This window comes from Flavobacterium johnsoniae UW101 (assembly GCF_000016645.1).
GTDB lineage: Bacteria > Bacteroidota > Bacteroidia > Flavobacteriales > Flavobacteriaceae > Flavobacterium > Flavobacterium johnsoniae.
The window spans coordinates 1,801,077-1,818,813 of sequence record NC_009441.1 but is presented as its reverse complement, the minus strand read 5'-3'; the positions used below and the strand labels follow the sequence as shown (position 1 = coordinate 1,818,813).

The window sequence follows — 17,737 nt, the reverse complement described above, 5'->3', positions numbered from 1 at the left end:
TTAATCTATTTCTATAAAAACAGGCAAATGGTCCGACGGATATTTTAAATCTTTCGAATCACTCAGCACTGCATGTTTTTGAACTGTTAGTCCGCTGTTTTTTGAAATAAAAATATAATCCAGCAATAATGTAACAGGTTCATTGTGTTTAAAATCATTGAATGTTCCTGATGGTCCAAACGGTTTTTCTTTTGAAACATCTTTTGTATCATCCATTACTTTTTTAATTTCTGCAATTTGAGCTGTTTCTGGCTCTGAGTTAAAATCACCCATTAAAAAAGCCGGGTAATTTTTTGTGTTTAATTCTTTCATTTTTGAAAGAGCAAGCTGAACACCTTTTATCCTTGCCACTTCGCCCATGTGATCCAAATGCAGATTAAAAACGTAAAATGTTTTTTTTGTTTTAAGATCTTTAAAAAGTCCGTAAGTACAAACACGATTACAGGCAGCATCCCAGCCTCTTGAAACTACATTTGGTGTTTCTGACAGCCAAAATGTATTGGAATCTAAGACTTTAAAACGATCTTTTTTATAATAAATCGTACAAGCTTCTCCTAATCCTCCTTCTTCACGCCCTACTCCAAATTTGCTGTAATTTGGTAAAGCTGAAGCTATGTAATTAACCTGACCCGGTGTTGCTTCCTGAACTCCAAAAATATCCGGACTATAAAATTGTATTTGAGAAGTAAAATAATCCTTTCGTTTTGGCCATGCATTTTCTCCATCTGATGCAACATCTAAACGAATATTGTAGGTCATAATTTTTAGATTCTGACCGTAAAATGTACTGCTTACCAAAAGGAGCATTACTACAAAAACAATTGAATTTATCTTTTTCATCTTTAAAAAAATTTAATCTGTAAAGCTAATGTTTCCGAAGCCTTAAAGAAAAAAACTTATTTAAAAGTTATGTTAATTAAAGTTGTTACTATCATTAGTATCAAATATATCATAACTATAATTTTTGCTATTTTGTTTAAACCTGTAAAACCATAAGACTTTACAGGTTTAGTAATTTATTTCAACAGAAAATCTTTTTTTTGATCTCCTATCTGAACAGTAAAAGATCCTTTTTCAGAAATCCATTTTAAATCTTCGTTTACAAATTGAAGATCTTTTTGTTTTAAAGTGAATTTTACTGTTTGAGTTTCATTTGGTTTTAAACTTATCTTTTCAAATCTTTTTAAAGATTTAAATTCAGGTGTAATACTTGCAACGTTATCAGACAAATACAATAAAACGGATTCTTTTCCTGCTCTCGTTCCTGAATTTGTAACATCTACCGAAACATTTACTTCATCTGTATTATTGATTTCTGTTTTATCAATTTTTAGATTTGAATAAACAAAAGTGGTATACGATAATCCGGTTCCAAATTCAAACTGAGGAGAATAACTTTTCTCGTATTTGGCGTCATTATTCTGTTCTCCTTCAGAAATACTTTCTGTATATTTTCTATTGTATTTTTCTAAAGAGTTGGGATATCTAGGATAATTATAAGGCAGTCTTCCACTTGGATTTACGTCTCCGTATAAAATATCAACTAAGGCTCTTGCTCCTTCATTTCCCGGAAGATAACATTGAACAACAGCGCTCATTTTGTCTTCAAAATTGCTTATTAATCTTGGTCTTCCTTCATTTAAAACTAAAATAATCGGCTTATTTACTTTTGCTAAAGCTAAAGCTAGTTTTATTTGAGAAGCACTCATATAAAGATCGCTGATATCGCCCGGAGTTTCTGTATAGTTTTTTTCTCCTAAGCATAAAACGATTTTAGAAGCGTTTTTTGCCAATTCTACTGCTTTCTGAATTTCTGCATCGTCTTCTTTTTCAAGATCTGCACCAGCTGTATATAATACATTTTCTTTACCTAATTTATTTTGAAAAGCTTCTAAAATGGTGAATTTATCAGCTGCATAAGTATCTGAGTTTTCGCCCTGCCAGGTATATGACCAGCCTCCGTTAAGGTATTTCATACTATTGGCAGTTGCACCTGTAACCAAAACTTTTTCGTTTTTACTTAATGGCAGAACTGATGCGTTGTTTTTTAATAAAGTAATCGATTCTGCGGCAGTATTATAAGCTTCTTCGATATGCTCTGCTGATCCAAATTTTGGATAATCTTTTAAATCTGCTACCGTATTTTGAAACAAATTCAGTTCAAATTTCATTTTTAAGATTCTCGAAACGGCATCATCGATTCTTGATACTGGTACTTCTCCTTTTTTAACTAAATCTAATAAATCAGTATAAAAAGAAAATTCTTCAGGAACCATACTCATATCGATTCCGGCCATAACAGCAATTCGAACAGCATCACGTTTCGATTCGGCAACTTTGTGTCTTGTGTACAGATAAATGATATCTTTCCAGTCAGTAACGACAACGCCAGAGAAACCTAATTCTTTTTTAAGGATATCAGTAATTAAGTGTTTGCTTGCATGAACTGGAGTTCCGTTGATTTCTCCTGAGCTTACCATTACGCTTTTTGCACCTGCATTAATAGCTGCCTGATAAATCGTTAAGTCATATTGTCTTAAAAGTCTTTCCGGAATAATGCTTGGTGTTCTGTCTTTTCCTGTCGTAGTGCTTCCGTAGCCTATGTAATGTTTCATGCAGGAAGCTACGCTGTATTTAGAACCTACATTGTTATTTCCTTCAAATCCATCAACTAAAGCTACTGCCATTTTTGATGATAAATAGGCGTCTTCTCCAAATGATTCCCACATTCTTGACCAGGCTGGATTTCTTGGAAAATCTAAATCTGGCGAGAAAACCCACGGAATTGAAGAAGCTCTTGTTTCATAAGCTGAAATAGCTGCTCCTCGTTTTACTAAATCGGTATTAAAAGTTGCTGCCAAACCTATTTGCTGAGGAAATAATGTTGCACCAGCTGTATAACTTGCTCCGTGAATAGCATCGATACCGTATAGCACAGGAATTTTTAGCCTTGTTTTATTTGCCTCAATTGTAATGGCCTGCATAGTTTCCTGCCATCTTTTTAAAGTTGGAGCTCCCGGATTGGGTACATTTAATATAGAACCAATATGATAATCCTGAATTCCCTGCTTTAATTTTGCAGCATCAAAATATCCCGGTTTTTTAGCATCTTCAAAAATTGTTACTGTAATTTGGGTCATTTGTCCCACTTTTTCTTCAAGCGTCATTTTTGATAATAATTCAGAAACTTTAGCATCAATTTCTGCTTTATTATTTTTAACCTGCTGGCTCCAGACTGCTCCGCAAAAAAGGAACATAAGCGCACAAAAAATACTGTTTTTCATTTTATACTTTTAATATTAATATCAAATAATGTCTTAGTATACCAGTGTCTGCATTGCATGTGCCGGTATGGTAATGGTATATTTTTGAGAATTAATTGTTATGTTGTAAACCACACTTTTGTTTTCCTGATTCATGATTATTGTGGCAATCTTTCCATCAGTATTTTTAAATGAAGTACTTAGAAGTGACTTGTTACTTACCGTTTCATTTATTCTTTTTGCATCAGGACGAATGAATTTTGAAAAATGCCCTATATAATAATACATTGGTGTATAAATTAGCTGTCCTGAATTGGTATCGGCATGAATTGGAGCAAAACAAAAATTACCTACATGATTTGGCCCTCCGTTTTGATCCAAAAGAATATTCCAGTCTGTCCAGCCTACCGTTCCGTTATTGAAATCGTTAATCATATTAAGTCCATAACGTTCAGCATTGCCCCAAAACTGGTATTTTGAAGCATCAAATTTTTCAATACATCCTTCTGTAAAAAGTAAATTTTTGTTTGGAAAAGCTTCGTGAACTTTAGCTACTGATTCGAATTTTGGCGTGCCTCCATTCCATGTTTCATACCAGTGAAAACCAATTCCCCAGGCATATTTTGAAACTTCAGGATCAGAAAAAACAAGCTGTGCTCTTTTTTCTAACATGTCTCCACGGTTGTGATCCCAGATTATTATCTTTTTCGAACCAAGTCCTTCATTTTCAAGAGTCGGTCCTAAGAAATTTTTTAGAAAATCTCTTTCGGCTTCAGGAGTGTAGATACAGGATTCCCATCGCTGTTTTGCCATAGGCTCATTCTGGATGGTTAATCCCCAAATTGGAATACCTTCTTTTTCATATTCCTTTATAAATCTGGCATAATACTTTGCCCATGATTGTGCAAATTCAGGCAATAGAACGCCGCCGTGTAAAATATCATTATTGTCTTTCATGAAAGCTGGGGGACTCCAGGGACTAACAAATAAAGTTAATTTTCCGCCGGCATTTTCAATTGCTTTTTTAAGTAATGGTATTCTATATTTTCTATCGTGATCAATATTAAAAGTTTTTAAATCTTTGTCTCCTTCACTGATATAAGTATAACTTTCACTGCTAAAATCACAGCTATGAATATTTGTTCTTGCAAGCGAATATCCAATTCCTTTATTCTTATCATAATACGCCGTTAGAAACTCTTGTTGTTTATCTGCCGGTAATTTTGCGAAAACTTCGGCACTTGCATCAGTTACAGCACCTCCGATTCCTAAGAAAGTCTGAAAGGTTTTAGCCGGATCTACTTCTATCGAAACTGCTGTATTTGCTAAAGATTCCTTTGAAATAAGGTCATTTGAAAGTGACAATCTTAAACTTGAGTTCTCTGCAGTTGTATACACATCTAACTTTTTACCTGAAACAGATAAATCAATCTTAGAAGAATCAGCATGTTTTGACGGAGAACAACTCAGCTGTAAAATTAGTATCGATGTCAGTACTATACTTTTTGTTGATATCATGTTTTTATGAATAGAAAAACTGTTTTATGATAAATTAATATACTAGTGTCTGGATTGCATGAGCAGGAATTTTTACAATTGCTTTTTCCTCAGCAATAATAAAATTGTATGTAATTTCATTATCGGTATGATTCATAACAATAGTTGCCATTTTGCCATCGGTATTTAAAAATGACGTGCTCAATAAATAGCTTCTGCTTACTGAAGAACTTACACGAACTGCATTTGGGCGAATGAATTTTGAAAAATGTCCAATGTAATAATAAGATGGTGTGTAAATTAATTCTCCTGTAACAGTATCAGCATGAATTGGAGCAAAACAGAAATTACCAACGTGATTTGGCCCGCCAAATTGATCTAAAAGGATATTCCAGTCAGTCCATGCAACAGTTCCGTTATTAAAATCGTTTATCATAGAAGTTCCGTATCGTTCTGCATTTGGCCAAAATTGGTATTTTGCCGCATCAAATCTTTCGACACATCCTTCGGTAAACATTAGTTTTTTATCAGGATAAGCTTCGTGCACTCTGGCAACGTTTTCAAACATTGGCTGTGCACCTGTCCAGGTTTCATACCAATGAAAACCTAATCCCCATACATATTTTGAAGCTTCCGGATCTGAGAAAATAACATTGGCTCTCTGTACCATTAAATCTCTGTTATGATCCCATGCAATAATTTTTACATCTCCAAGTCCTTCTTTTTTAAGTGTTGGCCCTAAGTAGTTTTTTATATAATCTCTTTCTTCTTCTGCAGTATATAAACAAGATTCCCAAGTCTGTGTTGCCATTGGTTCATTTTGCACCGATGTCCCCCAGATTGGAATACCTTCTTTATTATATGCTTTTATAAATTTTGCGTAAAAATTTGCCCATGGCTGGAAATATTCCGGAAGTAATTTTCCGCCCTTAAGTACGCTTTTATTACTTTTCATGAATGCATTTGGTGACCAGGGCGTAGCGTAAGTCAGTAGCTTTCCTCCTGCAGTTTTTATAACATCTTTAATTAATGGGATTCTGTATTTTCTATCATGATCAATTGAAAACGTTTTTAAATCTTTATCTCCTTCTTCGATGTAAGAATAGCTTCCACTGCTAAAATCAGAGCTTTGAATCGTTGTTCTTAGCAATGAATACCCAATTCCTTTTTGAGCATCGTAATAAGCATTTAAAAATTCGGTTTGTTTTTCTTTTGATAATTTAGCAAAGATCTCAGCACTGGCATCTGTTACAGCACCTCCAATCCCCATAAAGGTTTGAAACTTTTTTGAAGGTTCTACAAAAACTGATATTTCGGTTTCAACAGGTTGTTTCGACGCTGTAAAACTTAAGTTGTCTGTAGCAGTTAGTTTAAGATTCGTATCTGCTGCAGTAGTATAAACAGTTATTTTTTTGTTGGCTGTTGTAAATTTCTGTACCTGCTTTTTTGGGTTTGTTTGTGAAAAAACAGATAAAGAGAAACATAAACAAGTTGTGATAATAAATTTCATTTTTTTCATTGTATATGTTTGTTAGTCTATAGGCTTTTGATTTATTTTTCTTGGAAATTAAGCACAGACTGATTTAAAAAATAGCCCATAATCAATAAAGAATATGGGCTATTCTGACAACCAAACTTAAACTTAACTTAACTCAAAATATATTAATAAATGAACTTGTTTGAAGAGTAGATTATTCCGATTAATCTATCATTCGGCTCAAACATTAACATATGTATTTTTTAATAATTTTGGTTCTGAACCATTTTAGTGTTGTTAAACTCACTATAAGGAATTGGGAATGCTTCGTTTTTGTTAGCAGTAAATCCTTTAAAAGCAAGTTTTGCTGCTGCCTGACCTGTTCTTATTAAGTCAAACCAACGGTGTCCTTCTCCTGCAAGTTCTAATCTTCTTTCTGCATAAATTGCGTTTAAAGAAACTGGTACTGATGCCAGCCCAACTCTCGCTCTTACAGCATCAAGTAATGCTTGTGCTCTTGCTCCTGTTCCTCCTAAAGCTTCAGCTTCCATTAAATATGTATCAGCTAAACGAATAACATAAGTGTTAATTCCAAAGTTTAGGAAAGGGTTTGCAGCTTTAATATCTTCATTAACTGGTGCATATTTTATAAAGTGGTACCCTGTTTCGTTATAACTGTCAGTATACTTTAAAAGTCCGTTTGGATCATCATTTCCAGTACCTCTGTAAGTTCCTGCATCAAAAATTGTAGAAGCATAACGAGGATCTCCCTGCATAGCAGTTTGTAAATCTTTTGTAACTACCATGAATCCCCATCCATTGATGTAATCTGGCAATCCGGCAGTAACACCTGCTTCTTTTCTTGAATAATCTCTAATACCCATTAACTGAGCCGCTACGTTACCTTCATCATCACCTCTTTCAAAGTTACCCCAATCAGCATTTGATTTATCAGAGTAGCTGATTTCAAGAATTGACTCACTATTAAACTCATGTAATTTATCCCATAATTGAGCAAAATTATCCATCAATTTATAACCATAGCTGCTAGTTCCTCCTGGAGTACCATTTACTAAAGCGAACTGTGCTGCTGCTTCAGGTTTTTTATTGTCATATAAATAAGCTTTTCCTAAAAGAGCTGTTGCTGCTCCTTTTGTCAAACGTCCTAATTCATTAGCTGGTAATGTTATTGGTAAGTTTGGAATTGCTTCAATTAAATCTTTTTCAATTTGAGCATAAACATCTGCTGGTGCAGCCTGCATAACCAAAGGAATTTCTTCTTTTGTTAATGGCGTCAAAATCAATGGAACATTTTTAAACATTCTTACAAGGTCTAAGTAGTAATAAGCACGTAAAGCTTTTACTTCTGCCATGAATCTTGCTTTTTTAGTTTCATCCATAGGAATACCAGGCAATTTTACCACCATGATATTACATCTTGCAACCCCTTTATAATAATCTGCCCAAATATTTGGCGGTATATTAGTTGGAGTAATAGAATAATTTGATGCTACCTGAAGTCCTGGCTGGTCACCTGCTCCTCCTCCTCCTGCATAAAAATCATCTGATGCAGAATTTAAGAATAACAAAGGTGCGTTTTCCATAGCTCCAGCATATTTACCTAATTTATCATATGCAGCTACTAAACCAGAATAAGCTTCTGTTTCATTTCTGTAAAAATCTTGTTCGAGTACAACTCCATCACCTTTTACTTCCAACTTTTCATCTGTATCGCACGATGCAAGTGCCAATAACACTCCAAAAGCGATAAATGATTGTTTAAAACTTATAAGTTTCATAATATTTTATTTTTTTAATTAAAATTGCAAATTAACTCCTAACATGTACGATTTTGCCTGAGGATAGTATCCTCTGTCAACACCTTGTACATTGTTCATTCCAGCTGTAGTAGGTCCTCCAATTTCTGGATCAAAACCAGTGTATTTTGTAATCGTAAACAAGTTTTCTCCAGTTAGGTACAGTCTTACTTTTGTTAATGAAATACTGTTTATCCATTCTTGTGGGAATGAATATCCAAACTGAATTGTTTTGAATCTGAAGAAATCACCTTTTTGTAAATTAAAATCAGATGGATTACTAAAGTTTTTGTTTGTATCGTCAACAGTAACTCTAGGATAAGAATTTGTTGATCCTGGTCCTGTCCAACGACCTAAAACTTCTGTCTGGTAGTTCGCATTTGTAATATCTAATCTTCGTAATCCTTGATAAATCATGTTTCCGCCAGCTCCCTGACCAAAAACTAATAAATCAAATCCTTTATAGTCTAAGTTTAAAGTTAAACCGTAAGTAAATTTAGGTAATGAAGTTCCTAAGAAATCTCTATCGTTACCGTCAATTTTACCATCTCCGTTTAAATCCTGCCAACGGAAATCTCCTGGTTTAGCATTTGGCTGGATTACTACACCTGCTGCATTTTTGTAATTATCGATATCTGCCTGAGTCTGGAAAATACCGTTTGTTTTAAATCCGTAAAATGAGTTATAAGCCTGACCAACCTGAGTTCTGTTGATTTCGTAAGAAGTCGATTGTACTGTTTCATCTCCTGCAATAAAATTCACTCCTTTATCAATATAAGTGATTTCATTTTTGATGTAAGAGAAGTTTCCGTTTACAGAAAGATTCAATGCACCAATTTTTTTACGATATCCTAATTCAATATCAACACCTCTATTTTCCATATCTGCTAAGTTGGCATAAGTATCACCACTTGCTCCAACATATCCAGGAATTGGCACTTTCATTAAGATACCTGATGTCTTTTTGTTAAATAAGTCAACACTTAAATTGAAGTCGTGGAAAAGTGTACTTTCAAAACCAATGTTTGCTTGTTTAGTTTCTTCCCATTTCAAATCAGGGTTTGGAATAGCGTTAGGGCTTTGTCCTGGAACTGGTGTTCCTCCAATAGTATAATTTCTTTTGTTACCAATAGTTGAAAGGTATAAGAAATCAGGAGAAGAGTCATTTCCTGTTACACCATAACCTCCTCTAATTTTTAAACTAGTTACAACATTATTTTCTTTCCAGAATCCTTCTTTAGATGGTACCCATCCAAGAGATACTGAAGGGAAAGTTCCGTATTTGTGGTTTGGTCCAAATCGTGTAGAACCATCACGACGAATAATACCTGTAAAAATATATTTTTCTTTATAATCGTAATTTAATCTTGAGAATAAAGACTCTACTCTGTGCTCAACTGCTGTTGAATTATAAGCATTAACAAATTTATCAGCCAATGGGATATCTACATTGAAAGAAGCTTCGTCATGAGTAGTTGCTGGAATTCCTTGGTAAGTAGCATCGTTACCTGATGTAATACCATCTACATAAGTACCTTTACCAATTAAGATACTGAAATTGTGATCACCAAATTTCTTAGTATAATTTAAAGTGTTTTCCCAGTTCCAGCTGAATGATTTTTTGTATGATCTGAACAATTCATTTTTATCTCTTTTTGTAGCTCCGTTTAAGTAGAAAACTGGAGTAAAATTGTCAGAACCATAATAAGCTAATTTTGCACCAGCAGAAGATTTAAATTTTAAACCTGGCAATAACTCTGCTTCAATAAAAACATTACCAACAAAATTTTCTGCAAAATCATTATTTCCTAATCTTGTCTGCGTGTATGCTAATGGGTTTGTGTTTTCCTGTGTTACAATAGTAGAAATACCATAGTAATGACCATTTGCATCTTTTAGAGTATTTGGATTAGCATAAATTGAACCTGGACCTGTTTTAGAAGGATCAGTTTCAATAACTGGAGTCAACGGATCTAAGTTGATTGCAGATGCTAACGGTCCTCCAAATTCGTCATTTGTATTACCAATTCCGATCGTTTTTTCATTAGAATATCCTAAAGTCTGACCAACTTTAATGAATTTTCCAATTTTATGATTAGAGTTTAATCGGATATTTTTTCTTGTGTAATTAGAAATATCTGTAGTAACAATACCTTCCTGATCTGTAATACCAAAAGACATATAGAATGTAGAAACATCATTACCTCCGCTGAAGCTTAATTCGTGAGAATAACGCTGTGCATGATTGTTAAAAATAGCATCCTGCCAATTTGTACCTTTTCCATAATTTATAGGCTGGCCGCTTCCATTAACAGTTGGAAACAATGGCGCTTTACCTCCATTAGTATACGCTTCGTTCATGATTGTTACATATTGAGAAGCATCTAATAAATCGATCTTCTTTGCTGCCTGAGATGTACCTGCAAATCCAGTATAGTTTACAGAAATTTTTCCTGCTTTACCTTTTTTAGTAGTAACAATGATAACCCCTGCTGCTGCACGAGAACCATAAATAGCTCCAGAAGCACCGTCTTTTAAAACCTCGATTGATTCAATATCTGATTGATTCAAATAACCAATACCACCGTTGTCTACCACAACACCATCAACAACCCATAGAGGATCATTATTGTTTAATGTAGTAAATCCACGAATTCTAATTGTAGAAGCAGAACCTGGCTGACCAGCATTTGCTGCAATAGAAACCCCAGAAACTCTACCTTGTAAAGACTGCTCAATTCTGGTAATTGGAAGATTTTCTAAATCCTTTCCTTTTACACTAGAAATTGCTCCTGTAACAACGCTTTTCTTTTGAACTCCGTATCCTACAACAACAACTTCATTTAAGTTTTGAGATTCCGGCTGAAGTTTTACACTTATTTTGTTTCTTCCATTTACTGCTTCCTGTACAGTAACGTATCCAACAAAACTAATTGTTAAAGTTCCATTAGAAGGAACATTGATCTGAAATTTTCCATCAAAGTCAGAAGCTGTAGCTTTATTTGTTCCTTTAATTAAAACTGTTGCTCCCGGGACGGGCATTCCACTTTCATCATTAATAGTTCCGGTTACCGTAACATCCTGTGCCATTGCGATAACTGAGAACAATAGAGATGAAACACAAAAGATAAGTAATTTTGTTAATTTCATTTTTCTAAAAATTTTGGTTAATTAATTAGTAATTTGATGCAATAATAAAGTTAAATTTTTACTATTGGTAATTAAATTTCATTACAAAAACACATCAAACTAAATTTTTATACATTACAAAAACACATCATTTTTTTTATAAAAAACTGATTTTTAATATTTTAAATAAAAAATATTGAATGTTATTAAAATGTTAATTACAAAAATAAACACTACATTTATTGAAAAACAATTATTTTAGCTTTTCTAGGAAAAAATCAAGAAAAAGTACTGATTAACAACACCGTTATTTAAGATTAAATCAAAAAACAAAACATTTCTTATAAAAATACTCTCATAAAATTATGAAATTCATAAAATCATTTTTTTTAACGTTTGTACTTATACATCTGTCAAATATGCTGTCTGGGCAGGTAAAAAATATTGGATTACCTCAAATAAAAAATTATAAAAGAACAGAATATAAAGGAGGAACTCAAAACTGGAATATAGATCAGGATAAAAATGGAAATATTTACTTTGCCAACAACAGCGGCTTGATTCAATTTGACGGATCAACCTGGCATAAATATTCTTTACCTAACGGAACTGCAATTAGAAGTGTTAAGATTGATTCAGACGGAAAAATTTTTGTGGGAGGAAATGATGAATTTGGATATTTTAACAGCGACCAAAAAGGTGTTTTAAGGTATCACTCTCTTTCAAAATTAATTGATAAAAGCACTAACAAGAATATCAATTTAATATGGAGAATACATATATATAAAGGAGAGGTAATTTTTCAGTCATTTACAAAAGTGTTTTTCTACAAAAACAATAAATTAAGACATATTAATGCTCCCAATAAATTTCAATTTTCATTTTTAGTAAATAATAAACTTTATTTTCAGGATAAAGTATTAGGAATTCTGGAATACAAAAACCAGAAACTAAAACCAATTGAAGGCTCAACTGTTTTTAATGATAAGGAAATATGGTCTGTATTTCCTCTTCCGAATAACAAACTATTAATGGCTACACTTGAAAAAGGACTTTTTGTTTCAGATGGGAAATCGGTTACGCCATGGAATACGGAAGCAAATGACTTCATCAAAAAAAACACATCGCTGGGCGGATGTATAATTAAAAATAAATTTATAGTTTTAAATTCAGTTCTAAATGGATTTATCGTCTGCGATTTAAACGGAAAAATAATTCAGCATCTTAATCGTCAAAAAGGCCTTCAAAATAATACCATTTTAACTTCATTTGTAGACAATAAAAACAATCTCTGGCTTGGACTTGATAATGGAATTACATTTATCAATGAAAACTCTCCTTTTACTTTTTTCGATTACAGCTATAATATAGGAACCGTCTATTCTTCGGTAATTTTTAATCAAAATTTATATGTAGCAACCAATCAGGGATTATTTTATCATCCTTGGAATAAATCATTTAAAGACGAACCTTTTAATAAAGTAGAAGGTACAATTGCTCAGGCCTGGAATGTTCAGGTAATAAACAATACTTTATTATGTGCCAGTAACAGCGGAGCCTTAGTAATAAACAACAATAAGGTGTCAAAAATTTTAGACACAAAAGGATATTTTGGTTTTAAAGCCATTCCCGGCCATGATAATTATATAATAGGTGAAAGCTATAATGGCTTTTCGATATTTAAAAATGGGCCAAACGGAATTGAATATGTTAATCAGGTAGAAGGTTTTGATGAAACGACAAACACATTTGAAATTGAATTAGATGAAAATTATCTATGGCTGAAAAAAGATCCATATTTATATCAAATGACGCTTTCCAGCGATTTAAAAAGATTTGATCATATCAAAAAACACACTCAAATTTCAGATAAATACAAAGGAATCGAAAGCTTACAGTATATAAATAGAAAAATTTACTTCCAGGCAAAAAATCATTTCTATAGATATTCTCAGGAACAAGAATCATTTTTTGAAGACAAAAAACTCAGCGCTTTATTCGAGAATATCCCAGTAATTAATACTCTGATCGAAGACTCAAATGGAAATCTTTGGTACTCATATAACGAATCGCTGGGAGTTTTATTAAAAAACAAAAATGGCAGCTTTACCCGAAACCAAGCCCCTTTTTCAAATCTTACCGGAAACCTTGTAAACAATTATATTTCAGTAAACACAATCGATCCAAGCAATATATTTATCGGATTAACAGACGGCTTAACACATTATGACTCAAAAATACCTAATTCGTTTATAACTAAACCAAAGGCTTTTATTGAAAGCTTTTCATTTCCTAAAGACACTATATTAATTGGAAACTTAAAAACTGTTTCTAAAGAATTCAGACTGCCATACAGTTCTAATCACGTTAAATTTACATTTTCGTCTCCAACTTACGAAAATCAGGAAAACCTATTGTATTCTTATAAATTAGAACCGTTTGATGAAAGCTGGAGAAATTGGTCTACCGTGGCTATAAAAGAATATACAAACTTAAGAGAAGGCAGCTATATTATGAAAATAAGAGCTAAAAACAGCTACGGAATCATTTCTGATATCAGCGAAGTAAAATTTACGATTTCACCTCCTTGGTACCGCCATTTTCTGGCGTATCTTTTATACTTCTTTTTAGTTATTGGGGCAGTTTATATTATATCTAACAGGATTCAATCTAAAATTAGAAAAAATAAATATTACGAAACTATTGAGCAAAGAAGATTATACCTCGAAAAAGAATCCAAAATCAGGTACGAACAGCACGAACTTGAAAAAGAAATTGAAAAGCTTAAAAACGACAAACTTCAAATAAAAATTCTGGCAAAGGATAAAGAATTAGTCAATAACTCATTACAGGTTGTTAAGAAAAACAAGGTACTAAATGGCATTATCCACAAATTAAAAGACATTGATACTAATATCCTAGACGATTCTACAAAATTTGAATTTAACAAATTACACAAAAGCATCGTAAAAGAAGTAAATACAGACAAAAGCTGGAAAGATCTAGAAAAACACATTAAGAATGTACATTTTGATTTCTTAAAGCGTTTAAAGGAGAAATATCCAACAATATCACCTAGAGAACTCGATTTATCGACTTATTTATTAATGAATATGTCTACAAAAGAAATTGCCGAAATTATGAACATTTCTGGCGGCGGTGTCGAACTTGCCCGTTACCGACTTAGAAAAAAGCTAGGGCTGAATAAGAAAGAAAACTTAATTGGTTTCTTGATGAGTATTTAAAAAAAAGATCCGACACTTATGTCGGATCTTTTTTTTATGAGATATAATCTAAAGTGCGTTCCAAAGCCATTCCTCTGGAGCCCTTTATCAAAATCGTATTATCTTTAAATTCAATTGTTTTTAGATAAGCTGCGAAAGCATCAAATGTTTCATAAAATTGAATATTTTCATTCGAAATCTTATTTTCATAAAATGATTTTCCAATCAAATAACATTTTGATTTATTCTGGTTAGACAGAGAATCTACAATAGCTTTATGTTCTTCATGGCTTTCATTTCCAAGTTCAAACATATCACCCAGAATCATTATTTTATTTTGATTTTCTAATTGCAGAAAATTAGTAATCGCCACAGCCATACTGCTTGGATTTGCATTATATGCATCTAAAATAATCTCATTTGAACCTTTTTTTAGCAATTGAGACCTATTATTTGCCGGAATATAATTCTCGATAGCTTCTTTTATTAAAGCATCTTCTACATTGAAATATTTCCCTATCGAAACTGCTGCATTGATGTTATTCGCATTATAAAGCCCGATTAAATGCGATTCTACTTTAAAATCTTCATATTCTATAACCACAAAAGGATTTGCCTGAATGTTTTTAATCTTTAAATCGGCAGATTCTTTGTTTACACCAAAAGTAAAGTTTTTAATTCCGGTTGATTTTTCTATCTGAATCGGATCTTCAAGATTTACAAAAACAGTTTTATTGTTTTTTAACAAATATTGATACATTTCACTTTTCCCTTCAATAACGCCCTGCACGCCGCCAAAACCTTCTAAATGGGCTTTCCCGAAATTAGTTATATAGCCATAATCCGGCTGGGCAATTTCACATAAAAATTCTATTTCTTTTTTATGATTAGCTCCCATCTCTACGATTCCAATTTCAGTTTCTTTTGTAAAAGAAAGCAGCGTTAACGGAACACCTATGTGATTATTCAGATTTCCAATAGTGGCTTTTGTTTTAAACTTCTTAGACAAAACAACATTAATAAGCTCTTTCGTTGTTGTTTTACCATTGCTTCCTGTAAGTGCAACAATTGGAAGTTTTAAATAATTACGATGAAATTTCGACAGTTCCTGCAGTGTTTCTAAGCTGTTATTAACTAAGATAGTTCTGTCGTCAATAAAATAAGATTCGTTATCTATAACAACGTATAATGCACCTAAATCCAGTGCTTCTTTAGCAAAAGTATTTGCATCAAAATTTTCACCTTTTATGGCAAAAAACATAGAACCTTTTTCAATTTTTCTTGTATCAATTGAAAGAGATTGGCATTTCAAAAACAAGTTATGAATTTCCTGAATATTCATTTAATATCTTTTTTATAGACTATAAAAGTAGAAAAAAGCAATAAAAAAATTCCAAATTCCGAACTGAAAATGCAGCTTTGGAATTTGGAATTTTTTATGAAATTTTCTTTATCTTAATTTCTTGGTGATTTTCTTCTTTCAGTTTTAGCACCTACTCTAGACATTGCACATCTGAAACCTATGTAATCAGTTGCCATATCCTGAGGGAAGTATCTTCTTTGAGCTGGATCTAACCAGTAAGCTCTGTCTCTCCAAGAACCTCCTTTGTAAACTCTTACTTTATCATCGATTAAAGTTGTACGTTTACTAGAGTTATCATATTTTCTAATCATTTTACCTAAACTATCAGTAGTGATATTGTGCTTAGGAGAGTTGTACATTGCCTGATCAGCTTTTGATCCTGACTCAGAATCTCCAAAGTCAAAATATCTTGAAGATTGTTTATCACCATCTCTGTAGTTGATATTATCACTTGTACTGAAGTTTGTTCTTAAGTAAGTTTCTTGCTCATCAACCGGAACCTGAGCAATTTCTCCAGGAAGGTTTCTTGCAACAACTTTACCATTACTTAAAGTGTCATACTTAATAGTTGCTGTAGAAACGATTTCAATTTTACCGTCTTTACCAATTTTGTTTTTAGCATATTGGTTACCTCTGTAGTAGTTGAAATCATTTGCTTCGTTATCAATAATAGGTCTGTAAACATCGGCAACCCATTCTGCAACGTTACCAGCCATGTCGTATAAACCGAAATCATTAGCTGCATAACTTTTCACAGCATTTGTGATATCAGCTCCGTCATCAGACCAACCTGCAATTCCACCGTAATCACCGTTTCCTTGTTTAAAGTTAGCCAATTGATCACCTCTGTTTTTACGTTTGTTAGAACGAGTGTAATCTCCAGACCAAGGATATTTCTTTTGTCCTTTGTAAATATTGTATTCTCTTTGTCCAACATCAGCTGCTGCTGCATATTCCCATTCTGCTTCAGTAGGAAGTCTGTATTCTGGTAAAATGATACCAGAAGAACGTTGTGCATATACGTTTTTCTCTTCAGGAACAACACCGTCTTTTCCAGCTTTTGGTCTTCTTCCGTTAGGGTTTTTCTTTAATACTAATTCTTCATTTCCACCATAAGTTGTAGATGGAGATGCAACGTAAGCTTCAGTGTTAAATAAACTTTCAGCAGTTACATCATTTGTTTTAGCACCTTTTTTAAGATAACCATTTTTCTCTAAAACAGCCTCGTTTACACGGTCTGTTCTCCATTTACTAAATTCAACAGCTTGAATCCAGTTAACACCAACTACAGGATAGTTAGCATAAGATGGGTGTCTTAAATAGTTGTTAGTCATCGTTTCGTTATAGCCTAAACGATTTCTCCATACTAAAGTATCAGGAGATGCTCCTTCGTAAATATTTTTGTAATTTTCTTCTGTTGGTGGGAAAACTTTCTTTAACCACTCTAGGTATTCCAAGTACATACCATTAGTAACTTCGGTTTCATCCATGTAGAATGATTGAACGTGTTGTTGAGTTGGTGTGTTATTCCAATCGTGCATAACATCATCCTGTACTTTACCCATAGTAAACGTACCTCCTTCAACAAAAACTAATCCAGGTCCAGCCTGTTGTTTTTTCCCAGCATTTCTAGCAGCTGTTCCATTCTGACTATCTACATCCCAGCCAGTTGCTCTTGAAGCGTGACTCGAACTCGATTTTTTGCTACAACTAGCCGTGCCCAACATCAATACCATTGACATCATTAATTGCAAGACTACAATTTTGTTTACTTTCATACTCATTCTTAGGTGATAAATTTAGGTGCTGCAATATAATAATTAACATTTAATTAGCAACATCTGTTCTAATAATTTTATTTAGCTGTTTTTTACCAGAAAATAACCTATAGTTACGAACGCAAAAATATACTTTTTATTATTTACTGTAACATGAAATACTATATTTTTACTTACTAATTTTTTTTT

The 17,737-nt window shown here is 32.9% G+C and carries 9 protein-coding genes; 1 reads left to right on the top strand and 8 read right to left on the bottom strand.

Annotated features, from left to right (window positions below; translation table 11 throughout):
- The 6 genes from FJOH_RS08115 to FJOH_RS08090 form a co-directional block, all read right to left on the bottom strand.
- Nucleotides 1-840 (bottom strand): endonuclease/exonuclease/phosphatase family protein, encoded by an 840-nt coding sequence (locus FJOH_RS08115; RefSeq protein ID WP_012023641.1) that lies wholly within the window; start codon nucleotides 838-840, stop codon nucleotides 1-3.
- Nucleotides 841-1,016: 176 nt separating this feature from the next.
- Nucleotides 1,017-3,284 (bottom strand): glycoside hydrolase family 3 N-terminal domain-containing protein, encoded by a 2,268-nt coding sequence (locus FJOH_RS08110; protein ID WP_012023640.1) that lies wholly within the window; start codon nucleotides 3,282-3,284, stop codon nucleotides 1,017-1,019.
- 33 nt (nucleotides 3,285-3,317) lie between these two features.
- Nucleotides 3,318-4,781 carry a glycoside hydrolase family 30 protein gene (locus tag FJOH_RS08105; protein WP_012023639.1) on the bottom strand — a complete coding sequence of 488 codons (1,464 nt, stop codon included), beginning with the start codon at nucleotides 4,779-4,781 and terminating at the stop codon, nucleotides 3,318-3,320.
- 34 nt (nucleotides 4,782-4,815) lie between these two features.
- A complete protein-coding gene (locus FJOH_RS08100; protein ID WP_012023638.1) occupies nucleotides 4,816-6,279 on the bottom strand; it encodes a glycoside hydrolase family 30 protein in 1,464 nt (487 codons plus the stop codon).
- Between the two features lie 221 nt (nucleotides 6,280-6,500).
- Complete coding sequence (locus FJOH_RS08095) at nucleotides 6,501-8,036, bottom strand: RagB/SusD family nutrient uptake outer membrane protein (protein ID WP_012023637.1); 1,536 nt, start codon at nucleotides 8,034-8,036, stop codon at nucleotides 6,501-6,503.
- Nucleotides 8,037-8,054: 18 nt separating this feature from the next.
- Nucleotides 8,055-11,204 carry a SusC/RagA family TonB-linked outer membrane protein gene (locus FJOH_RS08090; RefSeq protein WP_012023636.1) on the bottom strand — a complete coding sequence of 1,050 codons (3,150 nt, stop codon included), beginning with the start codon at nucleotides 11,202-11,204 and terminating at the stop codon, nucleotides 8,055-8,057.
- Nucleotides 11,205-11,548: 344 nt separating this feature from the next.
- Between FJOH_RS08090 and FJOH_RS08085 the strand changes: the two genes are divergently transcribed.
- Entirely contained in the window at nucleotides 11,549-14,428 is a 2,880-nt protein-coding gene (locus tag FJOH_RS08085; protein ID WP_012023635.1) for a triple tyrosine motif-containing protein, read from the top strand.
- Nucleotides 14,429-14,462: 34 nt separating this feature from the next.
- Here FJOH_RS08085 and FJOH_RS08080 read toward each other — a convergent pair whose 3' ends face one another.
- Together FJOH_RS08080 and gldJ are read right to left on the bottom strand one after the other, a co-directional pair.
- Nucleotides 14,463-15,749, bottom strand: a complete 1,287-nt coding sequence (locus tag FJOH_RS08080) for a UDP-N-acetylmuramoyl-tripeptide--D-alanyl-D-alanine ligase (RefSeq protein WP_012023634.1) — start codon at nucleotides 15,747-15,749, stop codon at nucleotides 14,463-14,465.
- A gap of 113 nt (nucleotides 15,750-15,862) precedes the next feature.
- Nucleotides 15,863-17,548 carry a gliding motility lipoprotein GldJ gene (gene gldJ / locus FJOH_RS08075; RefSeq protein ID WP_012023633.1) on the bottom strand — a complete coding sequence of 562 codons (1,686 nt, stop codon included), beginning with the start codon at nucleotides 17,546-17,548 and terminating at the stop codon, nucleotides 15,863-15,865.
- Between the last annotated feature and the right edge of the window lie 189 nt (nucleotides 17,549-17,737).

Bases quoted from the DNA above. Each gene is read 5' to 3' on its own strand.
- FJOH_RS08085 (WP_012023635.1), top strand. From the start codon at position 11,549: ATGAAATTCATAAAATCATTTTTTTTAACGTTTGTACTTATACATCTG.
- FJOH_RS08110 (WP_012023640.1), bottom strand. From the start codon at position 3,284: ATGAAAAACAGTATTTTTTGTGCGCTTATGTTCCTTTTTTGCGGAGCA.
- FJOH_RS08080 (WP_012023634.1), bottom strand. From the start codon at position 15,749: ATGAATATTCAGGAAATTCATAACTTGTTTTTGAAATGCCAATCTCTT.
- FJOH_RS08095 (WP_012023637.1), bottom strand. From the start codon at position 8,036: ATGAAACTTATAAGTTTTAAACAATCATTTATCGCTTTTGGAGTGTTA.
- FJOH_RS08105 (WP_012023639.1), bottom strand. From the start codon at position 4,781: ATGATATCAACAAAAAGTATAGTACTGACATCGATACTAATTTTACAG.
- gldJ (WP_012023633.1), bottom strand. From the start codon at position 17,548: ATGAAAGTAAACAAAATTGTAGTCTTGCAATTAATGATGTCAATGGTA.
- FJOH_RS08115 (WP_012023641.1), bottom strand. From the start codon at position 840: ATGAAAAAGATAAATTCAATTGTTTTTGTAGTAATGCTCCTTTTGGTA.
- FJOH_RS08090 (WP_012023636.1), bottom strand. From the start codon at position 11,204: ATGAAATTAACAAAATTACTTATCTTTTGTGTTTCATCTCTATTGTTC.
- FJOH_RS08100 (WP_012023638.1), bottom strand. From the start codon at position 6,279: ATGAAAAAAATGAAATTTATTATCACAACTTGTTTATGTTTCTCTTTA.